Origin of the sequence: Tenacibaculum sp. SSH1-16 (genome assembly GCF_040104435.1) — a bacterium.
GTDB lineage: Bacteria > Bacteroidota > Bacteroidia > Flavobacteriales > Flavobacteriaceae > Polaribacter > Polaribacter mesophilus.
This window is the reverse complement of record NZ_JBECOV010000001.1, coordinates 1-22,327: the sequence shown is the minus strand read 5'-3', so window position 1 is coordinate 22,327 and position 22,327 is coordinate 1. Positions and strand designations below refer to the sequence as shown.

Here is a 22,327-nt window from a genome sequence, read left to right as displayed (position 1 = left end):
AAAATACACTTTTATACCGAATTAAAAATTAATTTACCAATGTAAACGAGTCATAACAGGGTAGTGGTCAGATAGTTTTATGTCTCCGTAGGTTTTAAATTGATTCACAGTAGCTTTTTTATCTGTTAAAATAAAATCGATTCGCATAGGATAAATGTACCTAAAAGACTTGCCTAAACCAATTCCACATTCAATAAAAGCATCTTTTTTATCAGAAGCCAATTGTTTATAAGCCCAAGAATAAGCGGTGTTATTAAAGTCGCCACAAACAATTTTTTTACCTTTCCATGAATACTCATGCTGTTGAATTAATTCAACCTGACTTACTTGTTTTACAAAACCATTTTCTAAACGTTTAAATAAACGCTCAGAACTTTTTTCTCCAAAATTTTCTTTTTTCGGATTTAGTTTTAATGATTCTAAATGCACATTATAAACACGAACGGTGTCATCTTTTACAAGAATATCGGCAAAAATGGTGTTGTTAGCACTTTGTTTAAAATCAAGAGAACCAGAGTTTATAATTGGGTGTTTGGAATAAATAGCTAATCCAAATTTATTCGTTTTCGTTTTCGTTTTGATGTATTTATAAGGAAGTTTAATATCTAACATTTTAGAATTGTAAAATTCCTGTACAGCAATAACGTCTGGATTTTCATTATTGATGAACTCATAAATCTTTTGTTCAGTAGTTACATCTTCTTCATGTTTATAATGATTAAACAAATGGACATTATAGCTCATTATTTTTAAATCATCATTTAAAATTACTTCCTTATTAGAAAATTTAACTAAAGGAGTAGAGACAAACCATCCTATGGCTAAAACAAGTAATGATAAAAAAGCATTCTTATGCATTTTAATAAGCCAATACACAAAAAAAGCAATGTTTACGATAACTAAAAACGGAACAAACAACCCAAAAACAGAAAGGAAAGGAATTGTTTGTGGAGATACGTACGGAAGTGCATATGATAGCAATAAAACAGCTGCAAAAACTGAATTGATAAAGAATATAAACTTATGAGCTATCGAAAACTTTTTCATCTAATTTTTTCCTTGTTTAAATAAAAACTCTTTTTCACTTTTACTTAAAGTATCGTATCCAGATTTACTAATTTTATCTAAAATAGCGTCAACTTCTTCTTGGTTTCTAGTCTTATCAACGTTAGGTTTTGGTGTTTTATTACCAGATTTATAAACTGTTTTGAGTTTTCTTTCTTTTTTAGAAAAAAGTTTGTTTACCGATTTAAAAATGTCCAACTCCTTATTACTAGCACTACGAACATAGAAAAAGCCTAGTAAGGCACCACCTAAATGTGCTAAATGCCCACCAGCATTACCAGCAGGAATTTGAATAATATCAATAGCAATCCAAATACAAGCTAATACCCATAGTTTTACAAAACCAATTAACGGGAACTTTAATTCATAATTAGGCATGTAAGTAGCAATACCAATAAAAATAGCAGAAATACCAGCTGAAGCACCTAACAAAACACTATTATGAGCAACATTTTGTAAGGCAGGAAAAAAATTATAACTCGCAACAAAAATAATACCTCCAAAAAGTGTTCCTAGTAAATAAAAACTGAGTAATTGTTTAGGGGTAAAGTATTGTTGAAATAAATGTCCGATATAAAATAAGGCAATTAAGTTTAGTAGAATATGTAAAAAACTAGTGTGTAAAAAACCATAGGTAATAATAGTCCAAGGTTTAACAATAAAGTCATCAAAGTTAGCAGGTAACGCAAGCCATTCTACTAAAAAGTTTGTTTTTGATTGAAAAAGAAACCCAAAAGTATTGGTCACAAAAACAAGTAAGAAAACAGCTAAGTTTACGTAAATTAATTGTTCAACAATTCCAGCATGTTTGAATCTATATTTTAAGTTTTCGAGTATATTCATATTTTATGACTTCTTGAATAAAGACAAGTTAAGATACTAAATTAACGAAATTTAAATTGATTTTTTTTCCAGTACCAAGCAATGATAAAACCGATAATAGCACCACCAATATGCGCAAAATGCGCAATGTTACCAATTGAATAACTAGTCATACCAAAGAATAAATCACTTAAAATAATTAAAGGAATAAAGTATTTGGCAGCAATAGGAACAGGGAAGAAAATCAATGCTAGTTTAGCGTCAGGATAAGTTAACCCAAATGCAACTAAAATTCCATAAATAGCACCAGAAGCACCAACGGCAGGCGTGTGGTATAAACTATAAAACTCACTCATAGTTTTATTAGACAAAGTTATTAAGCTATCGTTATATTGACCTGAACTTAAAATATTTTGAATTTCAGCAGGAGAAACTCCCATACCAATTAGCTGTTCGTATATTCCATTGAATTGATAGTAATTCACGAAAGTGTAAATTAAACCTGCACCAATTCCTGCAGAAAAATAGAAGAATAAAAATTTATTTCGTCCCCACATTTGTTCAAGTGGGGTACCAAATGCCCATAAACCATACATGTTAAAAAGTAAATGTGCTGGTCCGCCATGCATAAATATGTGTGTAACATATTGCCAAACCCCAAAATGTTCGTTTTTGGGATAATGTAAAGCAAATAGATTAGTTAAATCCATGTTTAATAACTGCGGAGCAAAATACATAATCACGTTAATGATTATTAAATGCTTTATGGCTTGTGTTAATCTAGGCATATTACTTTTTATTTATTAAAAATGGCATCAATTTCATTTAAAGCTAATGTTTTAAATGTAGGTTTGCCAAAGGGTGAAATGTTAGGTTCTTTGCAAGAGAACAAGTTGTTTACTAAGTTTTCTTGCTCTTTTGCACTTAAAGAAGTTCCTGTTTTTATAGCTAATGATTTAGCAAATGATTTTGCCATCACGTCAAAGTGACTAAAACTACTATCAGGTACTTCGAGTTTAATATCATCTAATAACTGTTCTAAAATAAGGGTGATTTGACTTTCACTTATTGAAGTAGGAATTCCTGCAATTACTACACTTTCTTTGGTGAACTCGTCAAACATAAAACCAGCACTCTCTAAATCAGATTTTATACTGTATATCATTTCTATATCAGATGAAGAAAAAGAAATATTTACAGGAAACAGCAATTGTTGACTACTTGCTTCTTTAACAGTAATGTTCTCTAAAAATTCTTCATACAAAACACGTTGGTGTGCTAAAGATTGATGAATTAATACCACGCCTGATTTTATAGAACTCAATAAGTATTTTTTTTGAATTTGGAAGGTTTTTCCAGTTTCAGTTTCTTGCTCAGATTCAAAAAGTTGTTCTTGCTGAATAGGCTCAATGGTTTCAGTATTTGTATATAAAGCTTCCCAACTTCCAGTATCTTTTTTAAAGTTAGATTGATAACTGTGTGTTGTACTACTTTTAGGTGAGCTACTTGTATTAGAAGACTCTTTGTAATTAGTTTCCGTTTTAAAAGGATTAAATGTAGGATCAACAGTTATTGGAGGAACAGATGAGTTACTCTTTTTGCTATAATCGTAAGGAGTATCTAAAGTAGCATCTCTGTCAAAATCCAATACAGGAGCTACATTATATTGCCCCAAACTATGTTTTACAGTAGCACGTAAAATAGCGTATAATGCTTTTTCGTTATCAAACTTAATTTCCGTCTTTGTTGGGTGAATGTTAATATCAATTGTATTAGGAGGCACCTCTAAATACAAGAAATAAGAAGGATGCGAACCACTTTCTAATAAACCTTCAAAAGCATTTACTACAGCATGATTTAAGTACGAGCTTTTTATAAAACGGTCATTCACAAAAAAGAATTGTTCACCACGTTTTTTCTTTGCGAATTCAGGTTTAGCAACAAAACCGTTAACAGTTATAATATCTGTTTGCTCATTAATAGGAACTAATTTTTCGTTCATTTTAGTTCCAAAAATAGCTACAATACGTTTACGTAAGTTGCTCTTTTTTAAATGATAAACCTCGTTGTTGTTATGATGTAATAAAAAAGAAATAGTAGGATGCGCTAAGGCTACACGTTGAAATTCATCAACAATATGACGCGTTTCAACAGTGTCAGACTTTAAAAAGTTACGACGTGCAGGAATATTAAAAAATAAATTTTTAACAGCAATACTAGTTCCTTTTGCAGTTGAAACCACTTCTTGAGAAGTTATCTCACTACCTTCAATTTTTATTTGCGTTCCTAACTCGTCATCTTCTTGTTTCGTTTTTAACTCAACATGCGCAATGGCAGCAATAGAAGCTAAAGCTTCTCCACGAAAACCTTTAGTATTTAGGTTGAATAAATCTTGTGCATCTTTAATTTTTGAAGTGGCATGACGTTCAAAACTTAAACGAGCATCCGTAGCACTCATTCCCTTACCATCATCAATTACTTGAATTAAAGTTTTTCCAGCATCTTTTAACAATAAGGTGATAGAAGTAGCACCAGCATCAATAGAGTTTTCAATCAATTCTTTTACTACAGAAGCAGGGCGTTGCACAACTTCTCCAGCAGCAATTTGGTTTGCAACATGATCAGGTAGTAACTGTATAATATCTGACATTTAATTATTTTTTGGGAAAAAGATTGTAAGATCAAAGTCGATAATAAACAAGAAAATAAGCGTTAAAACTAACGCTATAATAACTATAGTTTTATTCAGTTTGTAACCAGACTCTTTAAATTCGTCAAAAGCAGCATTAAACTTTCCCTTTAAACTTTTTCTTTTTCCAACAGTAGTTCTGTATTCATCAAACTTTTGTTTTATCTTATAAGGATTTCCTTCTCCTTGATAATAACGAGGTTTGTAATCGAACTTTTTATTTTCTCTTTTGATAAATCCCATAAAATTGTTGCTTCTTTAATAGCTTAAGTGGAACAAAAATCACACCAAATAAGACGAATTCCAAAGTTACTGAATTATAGAGAGGTGGTCAAAAAATGTGTATAAATTAAAGTTAAAAAGCGTTTAGATTCCAAAATCTAAACGCTTTTTAATAATATTTAACTATAACAGAATTAATTAAAAACCTAATGATTTTGATGGACGTTCTTGATTTTTAATTGCTGCCATTTTAACTGCAGCTACTGCACATTCAATTCCTTTGTTACCTAGTTTACCGCCTGAACGATCAATAGATTGTTGTTTGGTGTTATCGGTCAATACACAGAAAATTACAGGAACATCGTACTTAATGTTTAAATCTACAATTCCTTGAGTAACTCCTTCACATACAAAATCGAAATGCTTGGTTTCACCTTGGATAACATTTCCAATGGCGATAATAGCATCTAATTTTTGTGTTTCGATCATTTTTTTACATCCGTACACTAATTCAAAACTACCAGGAACATCCCAAGAAACAATATTTTCCTCTGTAGCTCCACAATCTAATAAAGTTTCAATAGCACCTTTATGAAGGTTTTTAGTGATTTCAGGATTCCATTCTGAAACAACAATCCCAAATCGAAAAGACTTCGCATTTGGGATTGTTGCTTTATCGTAATAAGATAAATTTGTTGTTGCCATTATTGAGCGTATTTTGCACTGTTGATATACTTTTCAATATCTCTTCCTTGATCAGAATCAGCGTATTTTTCTTTAATGGTTGTGTATAATTTTTCAGCTTTACTGTATTCTTTTAAATCCATTGCAATTTGAGCTGCTTTGAATAAAAATAAAGGCGTAGTAAATTGATTATCTTTTTTATTAGCTGCCTGTTGATAATAGTCTAAAGCATCTTCTGGCTGATTGATATCAGCAAAAGCATCACCAATAGCTCCTAAAGCAGTAGGCCCTAATAGCTCATCATCTGAACTAAAGCTGCTTAAATACTCTATAGCTTCTTCGTATTTTTTTATTTTTAGGTAAGAAATACCTGCATAATAGTTTGCTAAGTTTCCTGCTTTTGTGCCACTAAATTGATCAGCAATATCAATAAAACCATATTTTCCATCACCACCCTCTAAACCTAAAGTGTATAATGAATCAGCAATAGCACCAGCAGAGGTATTTGCTTTTTCAAAGAAAGTACGAGGATATGCTAATTCGTTTGAAGCTTCTTGTTGTGTTGGCTCAGCAATAAACTTGTTATAAGCTAAGTACACTAAAATTAAAGCTGCAACAGCTACCAATCCGTAAAATAATGGCTTGCTATTTTTTTCAATCCATTCTTCTGATTTGTTCGCCGTATCATCTAAAGTATTAAATACTTCAGCTGTAGTACTTTGAGATTCATCAAATGTTTCTTCTACTTCTTGTGTAACCTTTTCTTTCTTAGGTTTATAACCTCTTTTCTTGTATGTAGCCATAATTGCTTAAAAAATTAGTGGCGACAAAAATAGTTTTTTTAATTGGATTTTAAAAGTCGTTTTTTCGTAAATTTTCGATAATTTGCGCTTTCTTTTAGTAACAGGGCTCATTCATGTATTTACAAAAACTTTCTTTGGTAAACTTTAAGAATATTGAATCTCAAACTTTTGATTTTCAAAAGAAAATTAACTGTTTTGTAGGAAATAACGGTATTGGAAAAACCAATGTGTTAGACGCAATTTATTACTTGTCATTTGCTAAAAGTTACTTTAATTCGATTGCAGGACAGAATATCCGACACGGTCAAGATTTTTTTATGGTTGAAGGAGATTATTTGTTAAACGACCGACAAGAAAAAATTATCTGTTCCTTAAAAAGAGGTCAGAAAAAAGTATTGAAACGCAATGGAAAAGCCTACGAAAAATTTTCTGAACATATAGGGCAGCTACCGTTGGTGATTATTTCTCCTGCGGATAGGGATTTAATTGTTGAAGGAAGCGAAACTCGTCGTAAATTTATTGACGGAGTAATTTCTCAACAAGATAAAAAGTACTTGCAAACGTTAATTTCGTACACTAAAACGGTGAGTCAGCGAAATGCATTGTTGAAGTATTTTGCTGCCAATAGAACATTTGATGCGTTAAATTTAAAAGTATACGATGAGCAGTTAATTGAGTATGGAACGGTTATTTATAACAAAAGAAAAGCTTTTTTAGAAGAGTTTGTGCCTATTTTTAACGATAAGCATAAAATTATTTCTGGAGCAAACGAAGAGGTAAATTTACGTTATAAAAGTCAGTTGCACGAGGTGTCTTTAGAAGTTTTGTTGCAACAAAACTTAGAGAAAGATAAGATGCTGCAGTATACATCTGTTGGAATTCATAAGGATGATTTAAATTTTGAAATAGAGGAACATCCTATTAAAAAGTTTGGTTCACAAGGACAACAAAAATCGTATTTAATAGCATTAAAGTTGGCACAGTTTGAGTTTATTAAAAAGCAATCTAACGTAACTCCTATTTTGTTATTGGATGATATTTTTGATAAGTTAGATGAAAACCGTGTTGCTCAAATTGTTGATTTAGTAAATAGTGATGAATTTGGACAAATTTTTATTACAGATACACATGCCGATAGAACAGAGGAAGTGATAAAAAAGAGTAATCAAGAGTATCAGATTTTTAAATTATAATCTTAGTTGCAAGAAAACAAGGCAAAAAGCAAATCAAATGGCTAAAAGAGAAAACGATAGTTTTTCAATCAAAGATTTAATGGGAAGCTTTATTCAAGAGAATAATAAGTTGAAAAAAGGATTTCAAAAAATTCATATTGACGAAGCTTGGGAAAAATTGATGGGTGCTGGAGTAGCTTCGTATACCAGTGAAGTAAAACTACAAAACGGAACTTTAATTGTTCGTTTGTCTTCCTCGGTACTACGAGAAGAGTTAAGTTACGGTAAAGATAAGATTATACGCATGATTAATGAGGAAATAGGAGAGGAGCTTGTTAAAAAATTGATGTTGGTGTAGGGTATAATGTGTGTATTATAGCTAACGTGATTGTATAAGCGTAGTGCGAGGTTAGAAGCACTTCACTTTTGTTTAACCTTAAGGTTATAATAGTCTATTTTTCGTATTTAGCACTCTACTCCGCATTACGCTTATACTTTGTTGGTAGTAGTTTTTTTCCAATTATCATTTGAGAATAATAAACCGAAATAGAAATTACCATACTTGGCACTATAAATAACAGTAGGTCATATAAAATTATTTCAAAACCATATTTAAAAGAGCTTATTAAAATTATGACCGCTAATAATACATTTATTGTAATAAAAAGTAATAAATGTTTTAAGTAATTTTTTATTAAAAGTATTGAAAATGGTGCAAGCCACCAAAACACAAAAAAATAGAAATAGTAACTATAATTTACGTAACTACTGATTTCGGTAAATTTTTTTATGTGATTACTAACTATTCCTTCGATTAAAGGAAAAACAAACTGTCCAACTAAAAACAGTATTAGAAAATTAGACAAACAAGATAAAAAATAAAATTTTCGCATTCTATATATAAAAGTATGTGTGATTGCTATTATTTAGTTCTCTTTTTCCTGAAAGTGTTAATGCCCCATCACATTCTATACTCCCCATATAAGATCTACCCCTACCTCTGCCTGCGCCGATAGAGCAAAACCCATCATCAGCAACCCAATATTTTTGAATACTTGTAATAATTTCTACATGTCCTTTTCCAAAAACAACAATATCTCCAACTTGAACATCTTTGTAATTTTTTCTTTTTCTTAAAGAAGATTTACCCATATAGATTTGTTCTGGGTCATAATAATGATTATTTGATGAAGTAAAGTTATTTAAACCGTATAAATAAATAGCATCACCAACAAAAACATTACAAAGCCAACGTTTTCCGTTTCCTAAATCACTCCAGAACACACTGTATAAGTTTACTTTCCATTTACTCATACAAGCTTCTCTTAATCTAGAAAAGTGAGATATATTGTCTAAGTTAATTCCTCTCCCTTCATATCCAAACCCAGCAAGAGTTGAAATTGTCATTCGTTGCTTCATACTAAGGTTATTCCATTTTCGTTTTCTCTCAGATGATTTTAATTTTTTCCAATCTATAAGACTTGGAAACATAGGTCTTCTTGTAGCTCCATTTAAATTTGGATTTGGAGAAAAAAACCAATTCTGTTTTCTTTCATGGTATTCCCAGTATGAATCCATTATTTCTTTATTTGTTCCTAATTGTTTTGCTATTTCTGCTAATCGCATCTTTTTCTCTTTATTTTTTAATTACAGCAAACGGTTTTGGATATAATTAGTGTGGGAGTTAATAAGCACCTTATTAGCTATGTTTTATACACCGTATTAGGTGTAGTTATTTAATTTCTAATGGTTATTTCTTTTTTCCATATATTAGAACGAATGTCACCTTCAAAGACAGAAATAATTACTTTTCCTTCCCTTTGAAATGCTACTTCCATATCAGCACTTCCAGACTCGGCATCAAATTCCTGTCTTCCTCCATTTTCAGGTTCATAGGTTTTTGCAGTCCAATTTCGTATTTGACTTATTGAAAAATTCCATGATGCACCGTCGTCTTGTTTGTGAAGTCGTTTAGGTCCTTTTAATTCTACAAGTATTTTTTCATTTTTTGGTATAATTGCCCTCAAAGAAACTTTCTCGCCTTTTTGGACACTTAACGTTGAATTTGCAAGTATATTTCTACCATTTTTTCCTGTTTCTGGATATACAAATTCACTTGGGTCATCACTTGAAGGACTATCTTCTTTTGAATTTATTTGCTCTTTTAATATCTCTATTCTTTCTTTATAAAATATAGCTGCAAGTCCCCAACCTGCGGCAAAAAATATTGTTGCAATTGTGATCACTTTCCCAATATTTTCGGCAATCCAATCCCAGTTTTCTCTTATAAAATCCATATTTATATTTCGATTTATATGTGGTTTTAATTACATCTAACGGTCTCGGCTATGAAATCGTAGGGGATAGAAAGCAGCGAAACTGTCCTACCGTTGCGGCTTTGTTTAGTTTGTTTAATTTAGCGTAACCCACTGATGCCCTATGTTTTATAGCCATTGTTAGGCAACGTTTTTTATTTATTAATCATTTTTTTCAATTCCTCAATAGTTGGTTCTTTACCATTTAATTTTCTATGAAGCATAGAATGGCAATTTGGACAAACTGGAATTAAATCGTTTCTATAATCTATTTTATAATTTTTTCCGATTTCGTGAATTGGAACCAAATGGTGAATATGAATAAAGTCTTCTCCAATTTCTCCGTACATTTCTTTAAAATTCAAGTCACAAACTTTGCAATTCAGTCCGTGAAAATTTACTGCATTTTCTCTCGCTTTTGAACTTCTCTCATATTTATTGACAATTACTATTCTTTTCGCTCCTTCATATTCTGTTTCTTCCTCGTTCACAGTATCAGGAAAAAAGTCAGTTTGATAGTTATCAGTAAAATAGGTTTCAATGTGTTTTAGCAGATTTTCATCTTTTATTTTTACAGGACCTTGTGGTGCAGCTTTTAATCCATTCTCTTTAAGATTCTCTAGTTTCATTTGATTGTTTGAAACTTGTTCGACAAGTCTTAAAGTCATAAATTTTCCATCTAACGATTTAAAATATTCCTCTTCGTCAAGCCAATATTCCTTATCGTCTCTAATTTGGTCAGAATTAAGGTCAATTCTATCAACTGTACATTTGTACTGTATCATCATTAAAGGTCGAGTACAATAAATGTAAACAGTATCTCTAACTTCAAATTTCGCATTTCCTTGTCTCCAATCTATTGAACCATAATGTTCAAAAGAACTTGAATGGTCGTACATTTTAGAATTTGCTGAAATTATCCAATTCATTGATTATTCTCGGTTTTTGTCAAATGTTGCCTAACTAGTTTATATAGGTAATGAAATTACTGTTACATTCTCTTAACGGTAGGATAAGCGGAACTTTTAGCAATTTTTATATGCTATCAAATATATTAAAATCAACAGGTTACTTAAAATAAAGTTATTAACGAGTTATTACTATTTGTTAATTAGTTATACAACTCCAACAAACTTACTACAATATGTGTACAAAATCTTATGGAATACCATAAGTTCAATTATTTAGGGGATGAAAGATGTTTTAGGGAGTAGCAACGGTTCTATATATCGCTGTTGACACACTTTATTGAATACTCCCATTATTTTTTATGATTTATGACACACTTTATTGAATAGTCTCCCAACGAAACCATCAGCGCGTCACGCTGAGCTTTTTTCAACACAACGAAACCATCAGCGCGTCACGCTGAGCTATCCTCAAGACAACGAAACCATCAGCGCGTCACGCTGGTCTTTCCTCAACACAACGAAACCGTCAGCGCGTCACGCTGAGCTTTCCTCAAGGCAACGAAACCATCAGCGAGCTTCGTTGAGCTTTCCTCATCAATATGTAAGTACAATAAAGAGTGTAGAGAGCTTTATGATCGAATTATTGCTAGGGTAAAAGTGAAATCTGCTTTAATAGCAGTGTGTAATAAGTTACTAAAATAATAGTGAAAAGTGGTTTACATTATGATGCAAATTATAAAGTGCTTTGAGTTAAAAAAGTATAAAATACACTTGTTTTTACTTCAGTTCTTCCTAATAATACTATAGTAATATTTTTCTCACACTATTTTTTAAATTAATGACAATTTTTTAAGAACCCGAATCCGTTTTAATGATTTATGCTCAATACTAACGAAGTTATTGTGGATTAAATTAAAAATGAACTAAGTATTTGTTTTTGAGTGTGTTGATGGGTTTTTTAATATGACAAAATGACCTTTTTTTGATGAAAAACAATAGGTGACTGTAAAAATAACAGTCGTATGTTAAAGAAAATTAAAAGTTAATAAAAGAAGTTGTGTGGTTTTTTATTTTGGCTTATTATTTGCAAAATAGGTGATTGAAATCACTTAAGGTTTCATATTTGAAATAATGTTTAATTAAAATTTTGTAATTATGAGCAATTTAATTAATGTTCCTAAAAACGGAAGTTTAACAAGCACTAATTCAAACGTAAACTTCCCTAACTTGTCTAATTGGCTAGATGATGTGTTTAATAGAGATCTTCCAGCTGTATTTACATCAAACTTTAACACAGGAATTACTTTACCTAAAGTAAATATTAAAGAAACAGCAGATAGTTATATTGTAGAAATGGCTGTTCCTGGTTTAAGCAAATCTGATTTTCATATAAATATTGATAATCAAATATTATCTATTAGCACAGAAATAAAAGAAGCAAATGAGGAAAAACAAGAAAACTATACTCGTAGAGAGTTTGGATATTCTTCGTTTAAAAGAACATTTACGCTACCAGAAAGCGTGAATGATGATAAGATTAATGCTAGCTACAAAGATGGTATCTTAAACATCTTTTTACCTAAAAAAGATGAAGCAAAACAAAAACCAGCTAGAACAATTAAAATTTCATAATGATTTTTTATCCTTAAAGGAGGTAAGGAGGCTGAATTATCAGCCTTCTTTATAAATATTTTCCTATTAATTTAATATACAATCGCATGCCTAGAAAATTTAAATCAGGAGATTGGGTGAAATTAAAAGGTAGTAATAAAACTCCAAAGATGGAAGTGCTCAAATACATCCTAAAGAAGGATGCCTTATTAGGGGTGAATAATAATGATACTTATTTAGAGTGTGTTTGGTATAAAGATGGTGAACGAAAATCAAAAATATTTCATCAAAACAATTTAGTGAAGTCACCAGAAACAGGAGGTTTATATAAGGTGTAGAAGTTTAATTAACCATATTAAGTTTACGAATTGTTTAACAAAAAATTAAAAATGATGAGAAAGTATATGTTATGTATGGTCTTGGCTTTGTTAACTATTAGTTGCAATGGTCAAAAACACAGACAAAAAGAAAGTGTTGAGCGTATAGAAAAACAACCTAAAGGAAGTTGGAAAGTAGATAAAGAGTTTGATGAAAATGGAAACTTGATACGTTATGATAGTATTTATACCTGGTCACTTAACAACAATGAAACAAATCTTTCTTCTATAGACAGAGATAGTTTGTTAAAATCATTTAAATCTAAATTTTTTACAAACTTTTCAGAATTTCAAGCGCAAGGATTTGAAGATGTCTTTTCTGAAGACTCTCTTTTTAGTAAACATTATTTTAGTAATGATTTTTTTAAAAGTAATTTTGGTAGAGAGTTTATGGAGATAGATAAAATAATAAAACAAATGGAAGATAAGCAGAAGAAGTTTTTAGAAAAATATCAGTCTGAATTTATAAACCCTAAATAAGCTAATTTAAATTAGCTAAAAGGATGCATTTTGCTTAGTAAAGGGAAAATAATTAGAGAAATATTTATAAAAAAACTCGCTACAAAACTGTAGCGAGCCTTTATAATATCTATAAATTCAGTAATCTAAATTAAAGATTAAAACATTTCTCTACCAGAAAAGTGGAAAGCACCTTCGATAGCTGCGTTTTCATCAGAATCAGAACCGTGTACTGCATTTTCTCCAATAGAAGTAGCATATAACTGACGGATAGTTCCCTCAGCAGCTTCAGCTGGGTTTGTAGCACCAATTAAAGTTCTAAAGTCTTCAACAGCGTTGTCTTTTTCTAAGATAGCAGCGATGATTGGTCCGCGAGTCATAAACTCAACTAACTCACCAAAGAAAGGACGCTCGCTGTGTACCCCGTAAAAAGTCTCAGCATCACGCTTCGTCATTTGTGTTTTTTTCATAGCTACGATTCTGAAACCTGCAGCATTAATTTTTTCTAAAATTGCACCAGTATGTCCGTTTTCAACAGCATCTGGTTTAATCATTGTAAAAGTTCTATTTGTTGCCATTATTAAATATAATAAATATCAGTATATGATAAATTTCTTAATTGTTGTTGATTATGCAAACTTTGCATAAATCGGCGCAAAAATACACTTTTTAATGTTATTAGCAAGTTAAGGGTATACTTGGTTGATTTCTTGTAAGATAGATTTGTTTTTACCACGCATTTGAAAGGTTACTTTTTTAGTTTTTAAATCTAAAAGCAACGTTCCATAGCTTAAAGAATTTACAACATTTCCTATTCTGAAGTTGTTTTCTTCTGAAGAAAATGAAGAATAAGCATGTGTTAACCCACTTGAAGTGAAATCTATAAGAGGATAAGCAAGTCCTTCAATAGTTGTTTTAGAAAACTCAGAAATATGTCTATCTCCAGAAAGAAGAATTACGTTGGTGTTTTTAGCTTTTTTAATTAAACTGAATAAATTAGCTACTTCATGAGGAAAGTTACCCCATTTTTCAAAACCATGTTCTTTTGATAAGATTTGAATACTGCTTACAATTATAGTAAAAGTAGCAGTAGAGTTTGTAAGTTCATTTGTAAGCCATTTCCATTGTGTATCGCCTAAAACAGTACCTTCGTTGTATTCGTTAGGTTGAAAACGTTGTCCGTTAGTACCTCTAGTAAGTGAAGTTCTAAAATAGCGAGTATCTAAAACAATAATTTTAACACTACCATCTTTTGTGTTGAAAGTTTTAGAGTGGTAAACGCCTCGTTGTTTTCTTCTAGGAGAATCTTTAGGGACATCTAAAAAATCTAAAAATAATTGTTGACTTTCGTCTTTCATTTCAAATTCTACACCTGCATCATTTTTACCATAATCATGATCATCCCATGTAGCAAGAATTGGAACTTTGGTAGTTAGTTCTTTATATCCTTTAACCTTTTTTTGACTTTTATACATGCGTTTCATTTTACGCATGTTATTAGTATCTGCATAAATATTATCTCCACCCCAAATCCATACATCGGGTTGAAGTGATAGAATGTTTTCCCAAAAAGGATTGTTAAGTTTTTGGTTATTACAAGATCCAAAAGCAATGGAAAATGTATCTTGACTAAAAGATAGAAAAGGGATACTTAGCAAAAAGGTTAATAGGGTAATAAATTTAGTATATTTCATTAAGTTTTAATTTTATAGCAAAGAAACAAAAAGCAATACATAAAAAGGTTAATATAGCATTAATTTGTATCTTCGCCACTTATGATTTTAAAGCATTTTACAGAATTAAAAGAGTTCTTATCTAAACCTAGGAATATTGTAATAATTGGACATAGAAACCCAGATGGAGATGCAATTGGTTCAACATTAGGTTTAAAACATTATTTAGACAAAAAAGGACATACGGCACAAGTGTTAATGCCAAACGAATATCCTGATTTTTTGCATTGGGTTCCAGGGTCAAAAACTGTTAAGCGTTTTGATCGTCAAAACAACCAATCTGTCAAAGCTTTAGCGAAGTCTAACATTGTTTTCTTACTAGACTTTAATGCGTTACATAGAGTAGGAAGTGATATGCAAAACACTTTAGAGCAATACGAAAACGATTTTGCTTTAATAGATCACCATCAACAACCAGACGATTTCATGTATATGTATTCAGATACTTCCATGTCTTCAACTTGTCAAATGGTATACAACTTTATTGAAATGATGGGAGATGTAGAGTTAATAGATAAAAATATAGCAACTTGCTTATATACGGGTATTATGACCGATACAGGTTCTTTCCGTTTTAGATCTACAACAAGTACCACTCATAGAATTATAGCAAATTTAATAGATAAAGGAGCTGAAAATGATAAGATTCACAGTAATGTACACGATGCAAACTCTTACAATAGATTATTGTTGTTAGGGCAAGCACTTAGTAATATGAAAGTTTTACCAGAATATAAAACAGCATTTATAACACTTACTGAGGAAGAAAAGAGAAAATTTAATTACGAAAAAGGAGATACAGAAGGGGTAGTAAACTATGCATTATCTTTGAAAGGAATTGTATTTGCTGCCATTTTTATTGAAGATGAAGAACAAGGAATTGTGAAAATATCTTTTCGTTCAAAAGGAAAATTCTCTGTAAACCAGTTTGCACGTAATTATTTTAATGGAGGAGGACATGATAATGCAGCTGGAGGTAGAAGTGATGATAGCTTGGAAAATACGATAGCAAGATTTAAGTCGTTATTACCTACATACCAACAAGAGTTAGAAAAATCGTATGAAGCATAAAATAATACTTTTTGTTTTTACAGCTATACTTATAGTGTCTTGTAAAGAGCCGCAAGCAAGAAGACCAAAGCAACACGGTACAACAAATTTTTATAAAGAAGTTCTTAAAGAGAATAAGAAACTAAACGCTTTAGAAAAAAAACGTTTAGAAGAATGGGTGGCTAAAGATACTCTTAAAGAATATAAAACTTCACCTAACGGTTTTTGGTATACATATATTACTAAAGATACATTAAACTCAAGTTCTCCGAAGTTTGAAGATTTAGTTATGTTGTCTTACAATATAGTAAGTCTGAATGGAGATGTTCTTTATGAAACAAAGGAGAGAAGTTATAGAGTAGATAAAGAAGATTTTATTCCTGCATTACAAGATGGAATAAAGTTGATGAAAAAAGGAGAAACTATTACATTTGTCATTCCATCATACAGAGCTTTTGGAGTTACTGGAGATGGAAATAAAATAGCTGTAAATCAGCCAATACAAAGTACAGTAACATTAATCGATATAAAATCAAAAATAGAAGAATGAAATTAACCAACATTTTAGCAGCTACAGTTGTAGGTTTATCAATTGTTTCATGTAGTAACGGTCAGTTTAAACAAAAAAGTTCATTAGCAACAGAAGTAGACTCTGTAAGCTACGCTTTAGGCTTAGATATGGCTAATAAAATAAAAATGAATTTTGATGATATGGATCAGGATTTATTTGTGCAAGGTTTTAAAAATGGTATGGATTCTACAAACCTATTAGTAGAGTCAAAAGATATAAACAATATTTTAAGAACATTTTTTCAAAAGAAGCAACAAGAAAAAATGAAACAAATGCAAGAAGAGCAAGCTAAAAAAGCAGAAGCTGAATTTGGAGATAACAAAAAAGCAGGAGAAGAGTTTTTAGCAACAAATAAAGTTAAAGAAGGAGTAAAAACTACAGAGAGTGGTTTACAGTATGTAGTTTTAAAAGAAGGAGAAGGCGAAGTTCCAACAGCAAACTCTAGAGTAAAAGTTCATTATCATGGAACTTTAATTGATGGAACTGTGTTTGATAGCTCAGTAGAAAGAGGTGAACCAACTGAATTTGGAGTAGGACAAGTAATTAAAGGATGGACAGAAGGTTTACAGTTAATGAAGCCAGGAGCAAAATATAAATTCTTTATTCCTCAAGAATTAGCCTATGGAGCGCAACAAAGAGGACAACATATTAAGCCTTTTTCAGCTTTAGTTTTTGAAGTAGAGTTATTAGAGATAAAATAAACAAAACTTAAATAGTTGATAATTAATTAGGTTAGCACTTGTTGTTAACCTAATTAATTGTTTATATGAGAAAATAAAAACGAAATAAATGAAATTATTTAAAATTGTATTTGTTGTATTGATAATGTTTGTATCATGTAAATCAGCGAAATACCCTAATTTAGAAAACGGGTTGTATGCAGATATCCAAACAAACAGAGGAGATATCTTAGTAAAGTTTTTTTATGATAAAGTTCCAATGACAGTAGCGAATTTTGTAGCCTTGAGTGAAGGAACACATCCTAAAATGATAGATTCGTTAAAAGGAACACCGTTTTATGATGGAACGAAGTTTCATAGGGTTATTAAAGATTTTATGATACAAGGAGGGGATAGAACAGGAACAGGTGCTGGTGATGCGGGTTATACATTTGCCGATGAATTCCCAATGGATGAAGAAGGAAAACTGTTGTATAAGCACGACGGACCAGGGGTGTTGTCTATGGCAAATTACTCAAGACCAGTTACCAATTCCAGTCAATTTTTTATTACACACAAAGCAACACCTTGGTTAGATGGTGGACATTCGGTTTTTGGTCGTGTTTTGCAAGGTCAGTCAGTAGTAGATACCATTCAGAAAAATGACTATATAAAACAGATAGAAATTTTAAGAATAGGAGAAGAGGCGGCTAAGTTTGATGCTCCAGTAGTTTTTGAAAATGAATTAGCAAACGTTGAAAAGAAAGAAGAAGAGAGAAAGAAAAAGCTAGAAGAGTTAAAACAAAAGTATCAAGAAGAACAAGGAATTAATGATGCAATTACAACTGATTCTGGTTTGAAAATTTTGTCATTACAAAAAGGAAGTGGAAAAAAAGTAAATCCAGCATTACCAACAACAGCGCATTATACGCTGTATTTAGCAGATGGAAGAAAAATAGACTCTAGTTTAGATAAAGGAGAAGCTTTTGTTTTTACTGTAGATGACGAAAACTTTCCATTAATAGCAGGTTGGAAAGAAGGAGTGAGAACAATGAGAGAAGGAGATAAAGTACGATTGTTTATACCTTCTTATCTAGGATATGGAGATCGTAGAGTAGGACCGATACCTCCAAAATCGGATTTAATTTTTGAAATAGAAGTATTAAAAGTAGGAAAGTAATCGTGATAGAAAATATTATACAAAAAGATAAAGAGCTTTTAATTTATCTTAATAGCTTAGGAAATGAGCAATGGGATAGTTTTTGGTTAACAATAACCAATCAATTTACTTGGACACCTTTGTTCGCTTTTCTGCTGTTTTTAGTGTTTAAACAGTTTGGGTGGAAAAAAGGATTATTTACGATATTATTTATAGCGGTTATTGTTGCTTTTTCTGATCAATTTACAAACTTGATTAAAAATTCTACTGAAAGAATTAGACCATGTAATACTGAAGGCTTGAAAGAGTATTTGAGAAACTTTACATATAGGCCAAGAGGGTATAGTTTCTGGTCTGGTCATGCTTCGTTATCTACTACAATAACAACTTTTATAATTCTATTGTTGAGAAAGCACATTAGGTTAATTTATTTAATGGTTTTATTTCCTTTGATTTTCGGATACAGTAGGATATACCTAGGTGTACATTTTCCAGTAGACGTCGCTACAGGATATATTTCAGGTATAATTTTAGGAACATTATTTTATTTTGGATACTTAGCTCTTGAGAAGAGAGTTGGGTTAGGGAAAGAATAGTATTAAGATTATAAGAAACGTTACTGTTTCTAATTAATAAAAAAAGCTTACAAATTTGTAAGCTTTTTTTCTTTAATCCCCTAAAAAAAAATCCGAAGCTTTCGCTTCGGACTTGCGGAGAAAGAGGGATTCGAACCCCCGGTCCTGTTACAGACAACGGTTTTCAAGACCGCCGCATTCGACCACTCTGCCATTTCTCCTGAGTGCCTCATCAGATATATTCCCTGATTGCGGGTGCAAATATATGACCTTTTTTCAATTCTAAAAAAGTTTTTTGATACTTTTTTTAATAAAATTTAAGCTTTAAAAGTGTTGTGAAACGTAATGCTTTTGCTATCAATAAGTTTGGTGTGAAATAAAATTAAAAAAAAAATAAATAAAAAATAAACTGAATACATAATAGGATGAGGTAATGGATTAATCGATAATTATAAGAATGAAAATTATCGTTTTTAGTAAATAAATTCTACCTTCGTCTTATTAAATAGTAAGGTATGTTTAATTCATTCGGAAATATTTTAAAGTTAACTACATTTGGTGAATCTCATGGAATAGCAATTGGAGGTGTGATTGATGGATTCCCTGCAGGAGTAAAAGTTAATTTTGATGCTATTCAGCAAGAATTAGATCGTCGTAAGCCAGGGCAATCTAAAATAGTAACACAGCGTAAAGAACCAGATACAGTTGAGTTTTTGTCGGGTATTTTTGATGGAGTGACTACAGGAGCCTCAATAGGTTTTGCAATAAAGAATACAAATCAAAAAAGTAAAGATTATAACCATAATACAGATGTGTACCGTCCTTCACATGCCGATTACACGTATGATAAAAAATACGGAATTAGAGATCATAGAGGTGGTGGACGAACATCAGCAAGAGAAACAGCCAATTGGGTTGTGGCAGGAGCGCTAGCAAAGCAATTAATCAATCACATTAATATAAATGCATTTACATCATCAGTAGGAGACGTTTTTATGGTAAAGCCATATCAAGATTTAGACTTTTCTAAAATTGAAAGTAACATTGTCCGTTGTCCTGATGAAGTATCAGCAGAAAAGATGATTGCTAAAATTCATGAAATACGTAAAGCAGGTGATACTGTTGGAGGAACAATAACATGTGTAGCACAAAATGTACCTGTTGGTTTAGGAGAACCTATTTTTCATAAATTACATGCAGAGTTAGGAAAAGCCATGTTATCTATAAACGCTGTAAAAGGATTTGAGTTTGGAAGTGGTTTCTGTGGAGCAAAAATGCAAGGTTCTGAGCATAATGATATTTTTAATCCAGATGGAACAACACAAACTAACTTGTCAGGAGGAATTCAAGGAGGGATTTCTAACGGAATGGATATCTATTTTCGGGTAGCATTCAAACCCGTAGCGACAATAATGCAAAATCAAGCAACAACAAACTCAAAAGGAGAGGCTACTGAGATACACGGAAAAGGGAGACATGACCCTTGTGTAGTACCAAGAGCAGTACCTATTGTAGAGGCATTAACAGCTTTAGTACTCGCCGATTTTTGGTTAATGAATAAAACTAGAAGAATTTAAAATTAAAAACACCATTTTTTTAAAATGGTGTTTTTTGTTTATAACAATTTTACCTATTGTTAAATAAATCATTTTATTTTAAAGTAACTTTACAAAGTCACTTCGGATGATTTCGGTGCTCTATCGAAATTGTATCGAGAAGTTTATACGAACCTGTTCTCGATAAAGTCATTCTAAAGACAATTTTATAATATTTTATTTAGATATGATTATGGACTATATTAAAGGGCGTGGTGCACAACACAACACGCACAATAAATTTATACAACATCAACACGAGGTGTTAGATGACTTTTTAAATTATTGCGAAGCTGAAAATGAATCAGCAGATAACAATAAAACAACCTATTTAGAAATTTATCCCAAAACAATTTTAAATAAAGTAAAAAGTCCAGACATTGGATTTTCATATTCAATGAACCCATACCAAGGCTGTGAGCATGGATGTATATATTGCTATGCACGTAACACGCATGAATATTGGGGGTATTCAGCAGGATTAGATTTTGAACGTAAAATACTGTATAAAACAAATGCACCAGAACTATTAGAGAAAAAACTGCGAAGTCGTAATTGGCAACCCCAAAATATTATGTTTTCAGGAAATACAGACTGTTACCAACCAATAGAAAAGAAGCTTGAAATCACACGAAAAATGCTACAAGTGCTGTTAAAGTTAAAGCATCCAGCAAGTATGATAACAAAAAATGCACTAATACTTCGTGATTTAGATATCTTAAAAAAAATGGCAGCTATGAATTTAGTGAGAGTGAATATATCAATCACATCGTTATCAGAAGAAACAAGAAGAGTAGTAGAGCCAAGAACAGCAACAATCAAAAAAAGATTAGAAACAGTTAAGACATTGACGGAAAATAATATTCCAGTTAATGTTATGATGGCGCCAATTATACCTTCAATCAATAGTCATGAAATATTACCATTAGTAAAAAAAGTAAGTGAGTTAGGAGTAGCGTCAGTTGGATATACGATAGTACGTTTGAATGGAGCGATTGGGGAAATTTTTACCAATTGGGTAAGAAAAACCTACCCCGATAGAGCAAACAAAATACTGCGTCAAATAGAAGACACGCATAAAGGCTCGTTGAATGATTCACGTTATGGGAGTAGAATGAGAGGGGAAGGAAAAATAGCAGAGCAAATAAGTACACAATTTAAGCTGGCAAGAAAACTGTATTTAAAAGATAAAACACTCCCTCCGCTAGATTATACCAAATTTGATAAGTACCAAACTAATCAAACAACACTGTTTTAAATAAGATATTGTAAAAGCATTTTGCATACATCATATATATATAATGTATTTCTAAAAAAACACCTTTATTAATATGTGCGTTTCACTTTATTGTTTGTTTCCGCTGCGCTATAACATAATAAACTGTCGGGCTTTCCGCTGTATCTTTTGCTTAGTCTGTTAAGGGCAGGCTAAGTAAAAGGATACCGCTTCAATCCCTAACGCGAATAATTACATTATATATGGTAGTATAAAAAGGGAAACTTCTCCATATAGAAGTATTAAAATAGTAATAAGTATAATAAACAAAGGAAGGAGAGGGGTTTGGTAAAAAAAAACTTTCGGTTATAAAGTATTAGGTTATAGTGGGTTAAAAAAAGGTGATAAAAAAGGCAAAAAAAGCCATTGTCATATTGAAAAAGGTGTCTATATTTGCACCCGCCAACGGAGAAGCGGTAAGCTTTAAAGTTAGTGAGAGTTCATTAAGATAGGGGTTTAAGATATTTAAAGAAAAGGTTAAAAAATAGTTTAACAAATTCTTGTTTATTAGGAAATAAAGTGAGTATCTTTGCAGTCCGAATTTTAGGGAAGCAGTTCATTAAAATAGTGTAGCAAATC

At 31.3% G+C, this 22,327-nt stretch carries 24 protein-coding genes, 1 tRNA gene and 1 pseudogene; 13 read left to right on the top strand and 13 right to left on the bottom strand.

Annotation, left to right across the window (positions count from 1 at the left end; genetic code table 11):
- Positions 1–33: 33 nt before the first annotated feature.
- The 7 genes from ABMY20_RS00130 to ABMY20_RS00100 all read right to left on the bottom strand — a co-directional run bounded on the left by ABMY20_RS00130 (position 34) and on the right by ABMY20_RS00100 (position 6,285).
- Entirely contained in the window at positions 34–1,047 is a 1,014-nt protein-coding gene (locus ABMY20_RS00130) for an endonuclease/exonuclease/phosphatase family protein (protein ID WP_073184842.1), read from the bottom strand.
- The gene (locus ABMY20_RS00125; RefSeq protein ID WP_253680614.1) at positions 1,048–1,908 is read right to left on the bottom strand and encodes a rhomboid family intramembrane serine protease; all 861 of its coding nucleotides are present in this window, start codon (positions 1,906–1,908) and stop codon (positions 1,048–1,050) included.
- 41 nt (positions 1,909–1,949) lie between these two features.
- Complete coding sequence (locus tag ABMY20_RS00120) at positions 1,950–2,675, bottom strand: rhomboid family intramembrane serine protease (RefSeq protein WP_047790454.1); 726 nt, start codon at positions 2,673–2,675, stop codon at positions 1,950–1,952.
- 8 nt (positions 2,676–2,683) lie between these two features.
- Positions 2,684–4,537, bottom strand: a complete 1,854-nt coding sequence (gene mutL / locus ABMY20_RS00115) for a DNA mismatch repair endonuclease MutL (RefSeq protein ID WP_173360435.1) — start codon at positions 4,535–4,537, stop codon at positions 2,684–2,686.
- Positions 4,538–4,819: a riboflavin synthase subunit beta gene (locus ABMY20_RS00110; protein WP_047790452.1), complete on the bottom strand. Its 282-nt coding sequence runs from the start codon at positions 4,817–4,819 to the stop codon at positions 4,538–4,540.
- Between the two features lie 177 nt (positions 4,820–4,996).
- A complete protein-coding gene (gene ribH / locus ABMY20_RS00105) occupies positions 4,997–5,503 on the bottom strand; it encodes a 6,7-dimethyl-8-ribityllumazine synthase (RefSeq protein WP_047790451.1) in 507 nt (168 codons plus the stop codon).
- A complete protein-coding gene (locus tag ABMY20_RS00100) occupies positions 5,503–6,285 on the bottom strand; it encodes a tetratricopeptide repeat protein (protein WP_073184850.1) in 783 nt (260 codons plus the stop codon). The genes ribH and ABMY20_RS00100 overlap by 1 nt, the downstream gene beginning before the upstream one ends.
- 113 nt (positions 6,286–6,398) lie before the next feature.
- On the opposite strand from ABMY20_RS00100, the gene ABMY20_RS00095 reads away from it, so the two are divergent.
- A complete protein-coding gene (locus ABMY20_RS00095) occupies positions 6,399–7,478 on the top strand; it encodes a DNA replication/repair protein RecF (RefSeq protein ID WP_047790449.1) in 1,080 nt (359 codons plus the stop codon).
- A 37-nt stretch (positions 7,479–7,515) separates the two neighbouring features.
- Positions 7,516–7,815, top strand: a complete 300-nt coding sequence (locus ABMY20_RS00090) for a DUF721 domain-containing protein (RefSeq protein ID WP_047790448.1) — start codon at positions 7,516–7,518, stop codon at positions 7,813–7,815.
- Positions 7,816–8,351: 536 nt separating this feature from the next.
- Here the strand turns inward: ABMY20_RS00090 and ABMY20_RS00085 are convergent.
- The 3 genes from ABMY20_RS00085 to ABMY20_RS00075 form a co-directional block, all read right to left on the bottom strand.
- Complete coding sequence (locus ABMY20_RS00085) at positions 8,352–9,083, bottom strand: hypothetical protein (RefSeq protein WP_349264319.1); 732 nt, start codon at positions 9,081–9,083, stop codon at positions 8,352–8,354.
- Between the two features lie 110 nt (positions 9,084–9,193).
- Positions 9,194–9,754 (bottom strand): hypothetical protein, encoded by a 561-nt coding sequence (locus tag ABMY20_RS00080; RefSeq protein ID WP_349264318.1) that lies wholly within the window; start codon positions 9,752–9,754, stop codon positions 9,194–9,196.
- A 173-nt stretch (positions 9,755–9,927) separates the two neighbouring features.
- A complete protein-coding gene (locus tag ABMY20_RS00075; RefSeq protein ID WP_349264317.1) occupies positions 9,928–10,701 on the bottom strand; it encodes an HNH endonuclease in 774 nt (257 codons plus the stop codon).
- Positions 10,702–11,286: 585 nt separating this feature from the next.
- Between ABMY20_RS00075 and ABMY20_RS00070 the strand changes: the two are divergent.
- The 4 genes and pseudogenes from ABMY20_RS00070 to ABMY20_RS00055 all read left to right on the top strand — a co-directional run.
- Positions 11,287–11,432: pseudogene (locus tag ABMY20_RS00070) on the top strand (IS110 family transposase); the annotation flags it as partial.
- Between the two features lie 406 nt (positions 11,433–11,838).
- Complete coding sequence (locus ABMY20_RS00065) at positions 11,839–12,315, top strand: Hsp20/alpha crystallin family protein (RefSeq protein WP_349264316.1); 477 nt, start codon at positions 11,839–11,841, stop codon at positions 12,313–12,315.
- Positions 12,316–12,401: 86 nt separating this feature from the next.
- Positions 12,402–12,632 carry a hypothetical protein gene (locus ABMY20_RS00060; protein WP_253056870.1) on the top strand — a complete coding sequence of 77 codons (231 nt, stop codon included), beginning with the start codon at positions 12,402–12,404 and terminating at the stop codon, positions 12,630–12,632.
- A 51-nt stretch (positions 12,633–12,683) separates the two neighbouring features.
- On the top strand, positions 12,684–13,151 hold the full coding sequence (locus ABMY20_RS00055; protein ID WP_349264315.1) for a hypothetical protein: 468 nt from the start codon (positions 12,684–12,686) through the stop codon (positions 13,149–13,151).
- Between the two features lie 137 nt (positions 13,152–13,288).
- Here ABMY20_RS00055 and ABMY20_RS00050 read toward each other — a convergent pair whose 3' ends face one another.
- A complete protein-coding gene (locus tag ABMY20_RS00050; protein WP_028892988.1) occupies positions 13,289–13,708 on the bottom strand; it encodes a nucleoside-diphosphate kinase in 420 nt (139 codons plus the stop codon).
- Positions 13,709–13,816: 108 nt separating this feature from the next.
- Entirely contained in the window at positions 13,817–14,824 is a 1,008-nt protein-coding gene (locus tag ABMY20_RS00045) for an alkaline phosphatase D family protein (RefSeq protein WP_349264314.1), read from the bottom strand.
- 81 nt (positions 14,825–14,905) lie between these two features.
- On the opposite strand from ABMY20_RS00045, the gene ABMY20_RS00040 reads away from it, so the two are divergent.
- The 5 genes from ABMY20_RS00040 to ABMY20_RS00020 all read left to right on the top strand — a co-directional run bounded on the left by ABMY20_RS00040 (position 14,906) and on the right by ABMY20_RS00020 (position 18,898).
- Entirely contained in the window at positions 14,906–15,934 is a 1,029-nt protein-coding gene (locus tag ABMY20_RS00040; RefSeq protein ID WP_047790443.1) for a bifunctional oligoribonuclease/PAP phosphatase NrnA, read from the top strand.
- Entirely contained in the window at positions 15,924–16,463 is a 540-nt protein-coding gene (gene gldI, locus ABMY20_RS00035; RefSeq protein WP_159494563.1) for a gliding motility-associated peptidyl-prolyl isomerase GldI, read from the top strand. Before ABMY20_RS00040 ends, gldI begins: the two co-directional genes overlap by 11 nt.
- On the top strand, positions 16,460–17,185 hold the full coding sequence (locus ABMY20_RS00030; protein WP_349264313.1) for an FKBP-type peptidyl-prolyl cis-trans isomerase: 726 nt from the start codon (positions 16,460–16,462) through the stop codon (positions 17,183–17,185). The genes gldI and ABMY20_RS00030 overlap by 4 nt, the downstream gene beginning before the upstream one ends.
- 88 nt (positions 17,186–17,273) lie before the next feature.
- Positions 17,274–18,323, top strand: coding sequence for a peptidylprolyl isomerase (locus tag ABMY20_RS00025; protein ID WP_073184866.1), 1,050 nt, complete (start codon positions 17,274–17,276; stop codon positions 18,321–18,323).
- Between the two features lie 2 nt (positions 18,324–18,325).
- Positions 18,326–18,898: a phosphatase PAP2 family protein gene (locus tag ABMY20_RS00020; RefSeq protein ID WP_349264312.1), complete on the top strand. Its 573-nt coding sequence runs from the start codon at positions 18,326–18,328 to the stop codon at positions 18,896–18,898.
- Between the two features lie 115 nt (positions 18,899–19,013).
- On the opposite strand, the gene ABMY20_RS00015 is transcribed toward ABMY20_RS00020, so the two are convergent.
- Positions 19,014–19,098, bottom strand: a tRNA-Ser gene (locus ABMY20_RS00015).
- 294 nt (positions 19,099–19,392) lie between these two features.
- Between ABMY20_RS00015 and aroC the strand changes: the two genes are divergently transcribed.
- Positions 19,393–20,454: a chorismate synthase gene (gene aroC, locus ABMY20_RS00010; RefSeq protein WP_349264311.1), complete on the top strand. Its 1,062-nt coding sequence runs from the start codon at positions 19,393–19,395 to the stop codon at positions 20,452–20,454.
- Positions 20,455–20,665: 211 nt separating this feature from the next.
- Complete coding sequence (locus ABMY20_RS00005) at positions 20,666–21,730, top strand: PA0069 family radical SAM protein (RefSeq protein ID WP_349264310.1); 1,065 nt, start codon at positions 20,666–20,668, stop codon at positions 21,728–21,730.
- Positions 21,731–22,327 lie beyond the last annotated feature (597 nt).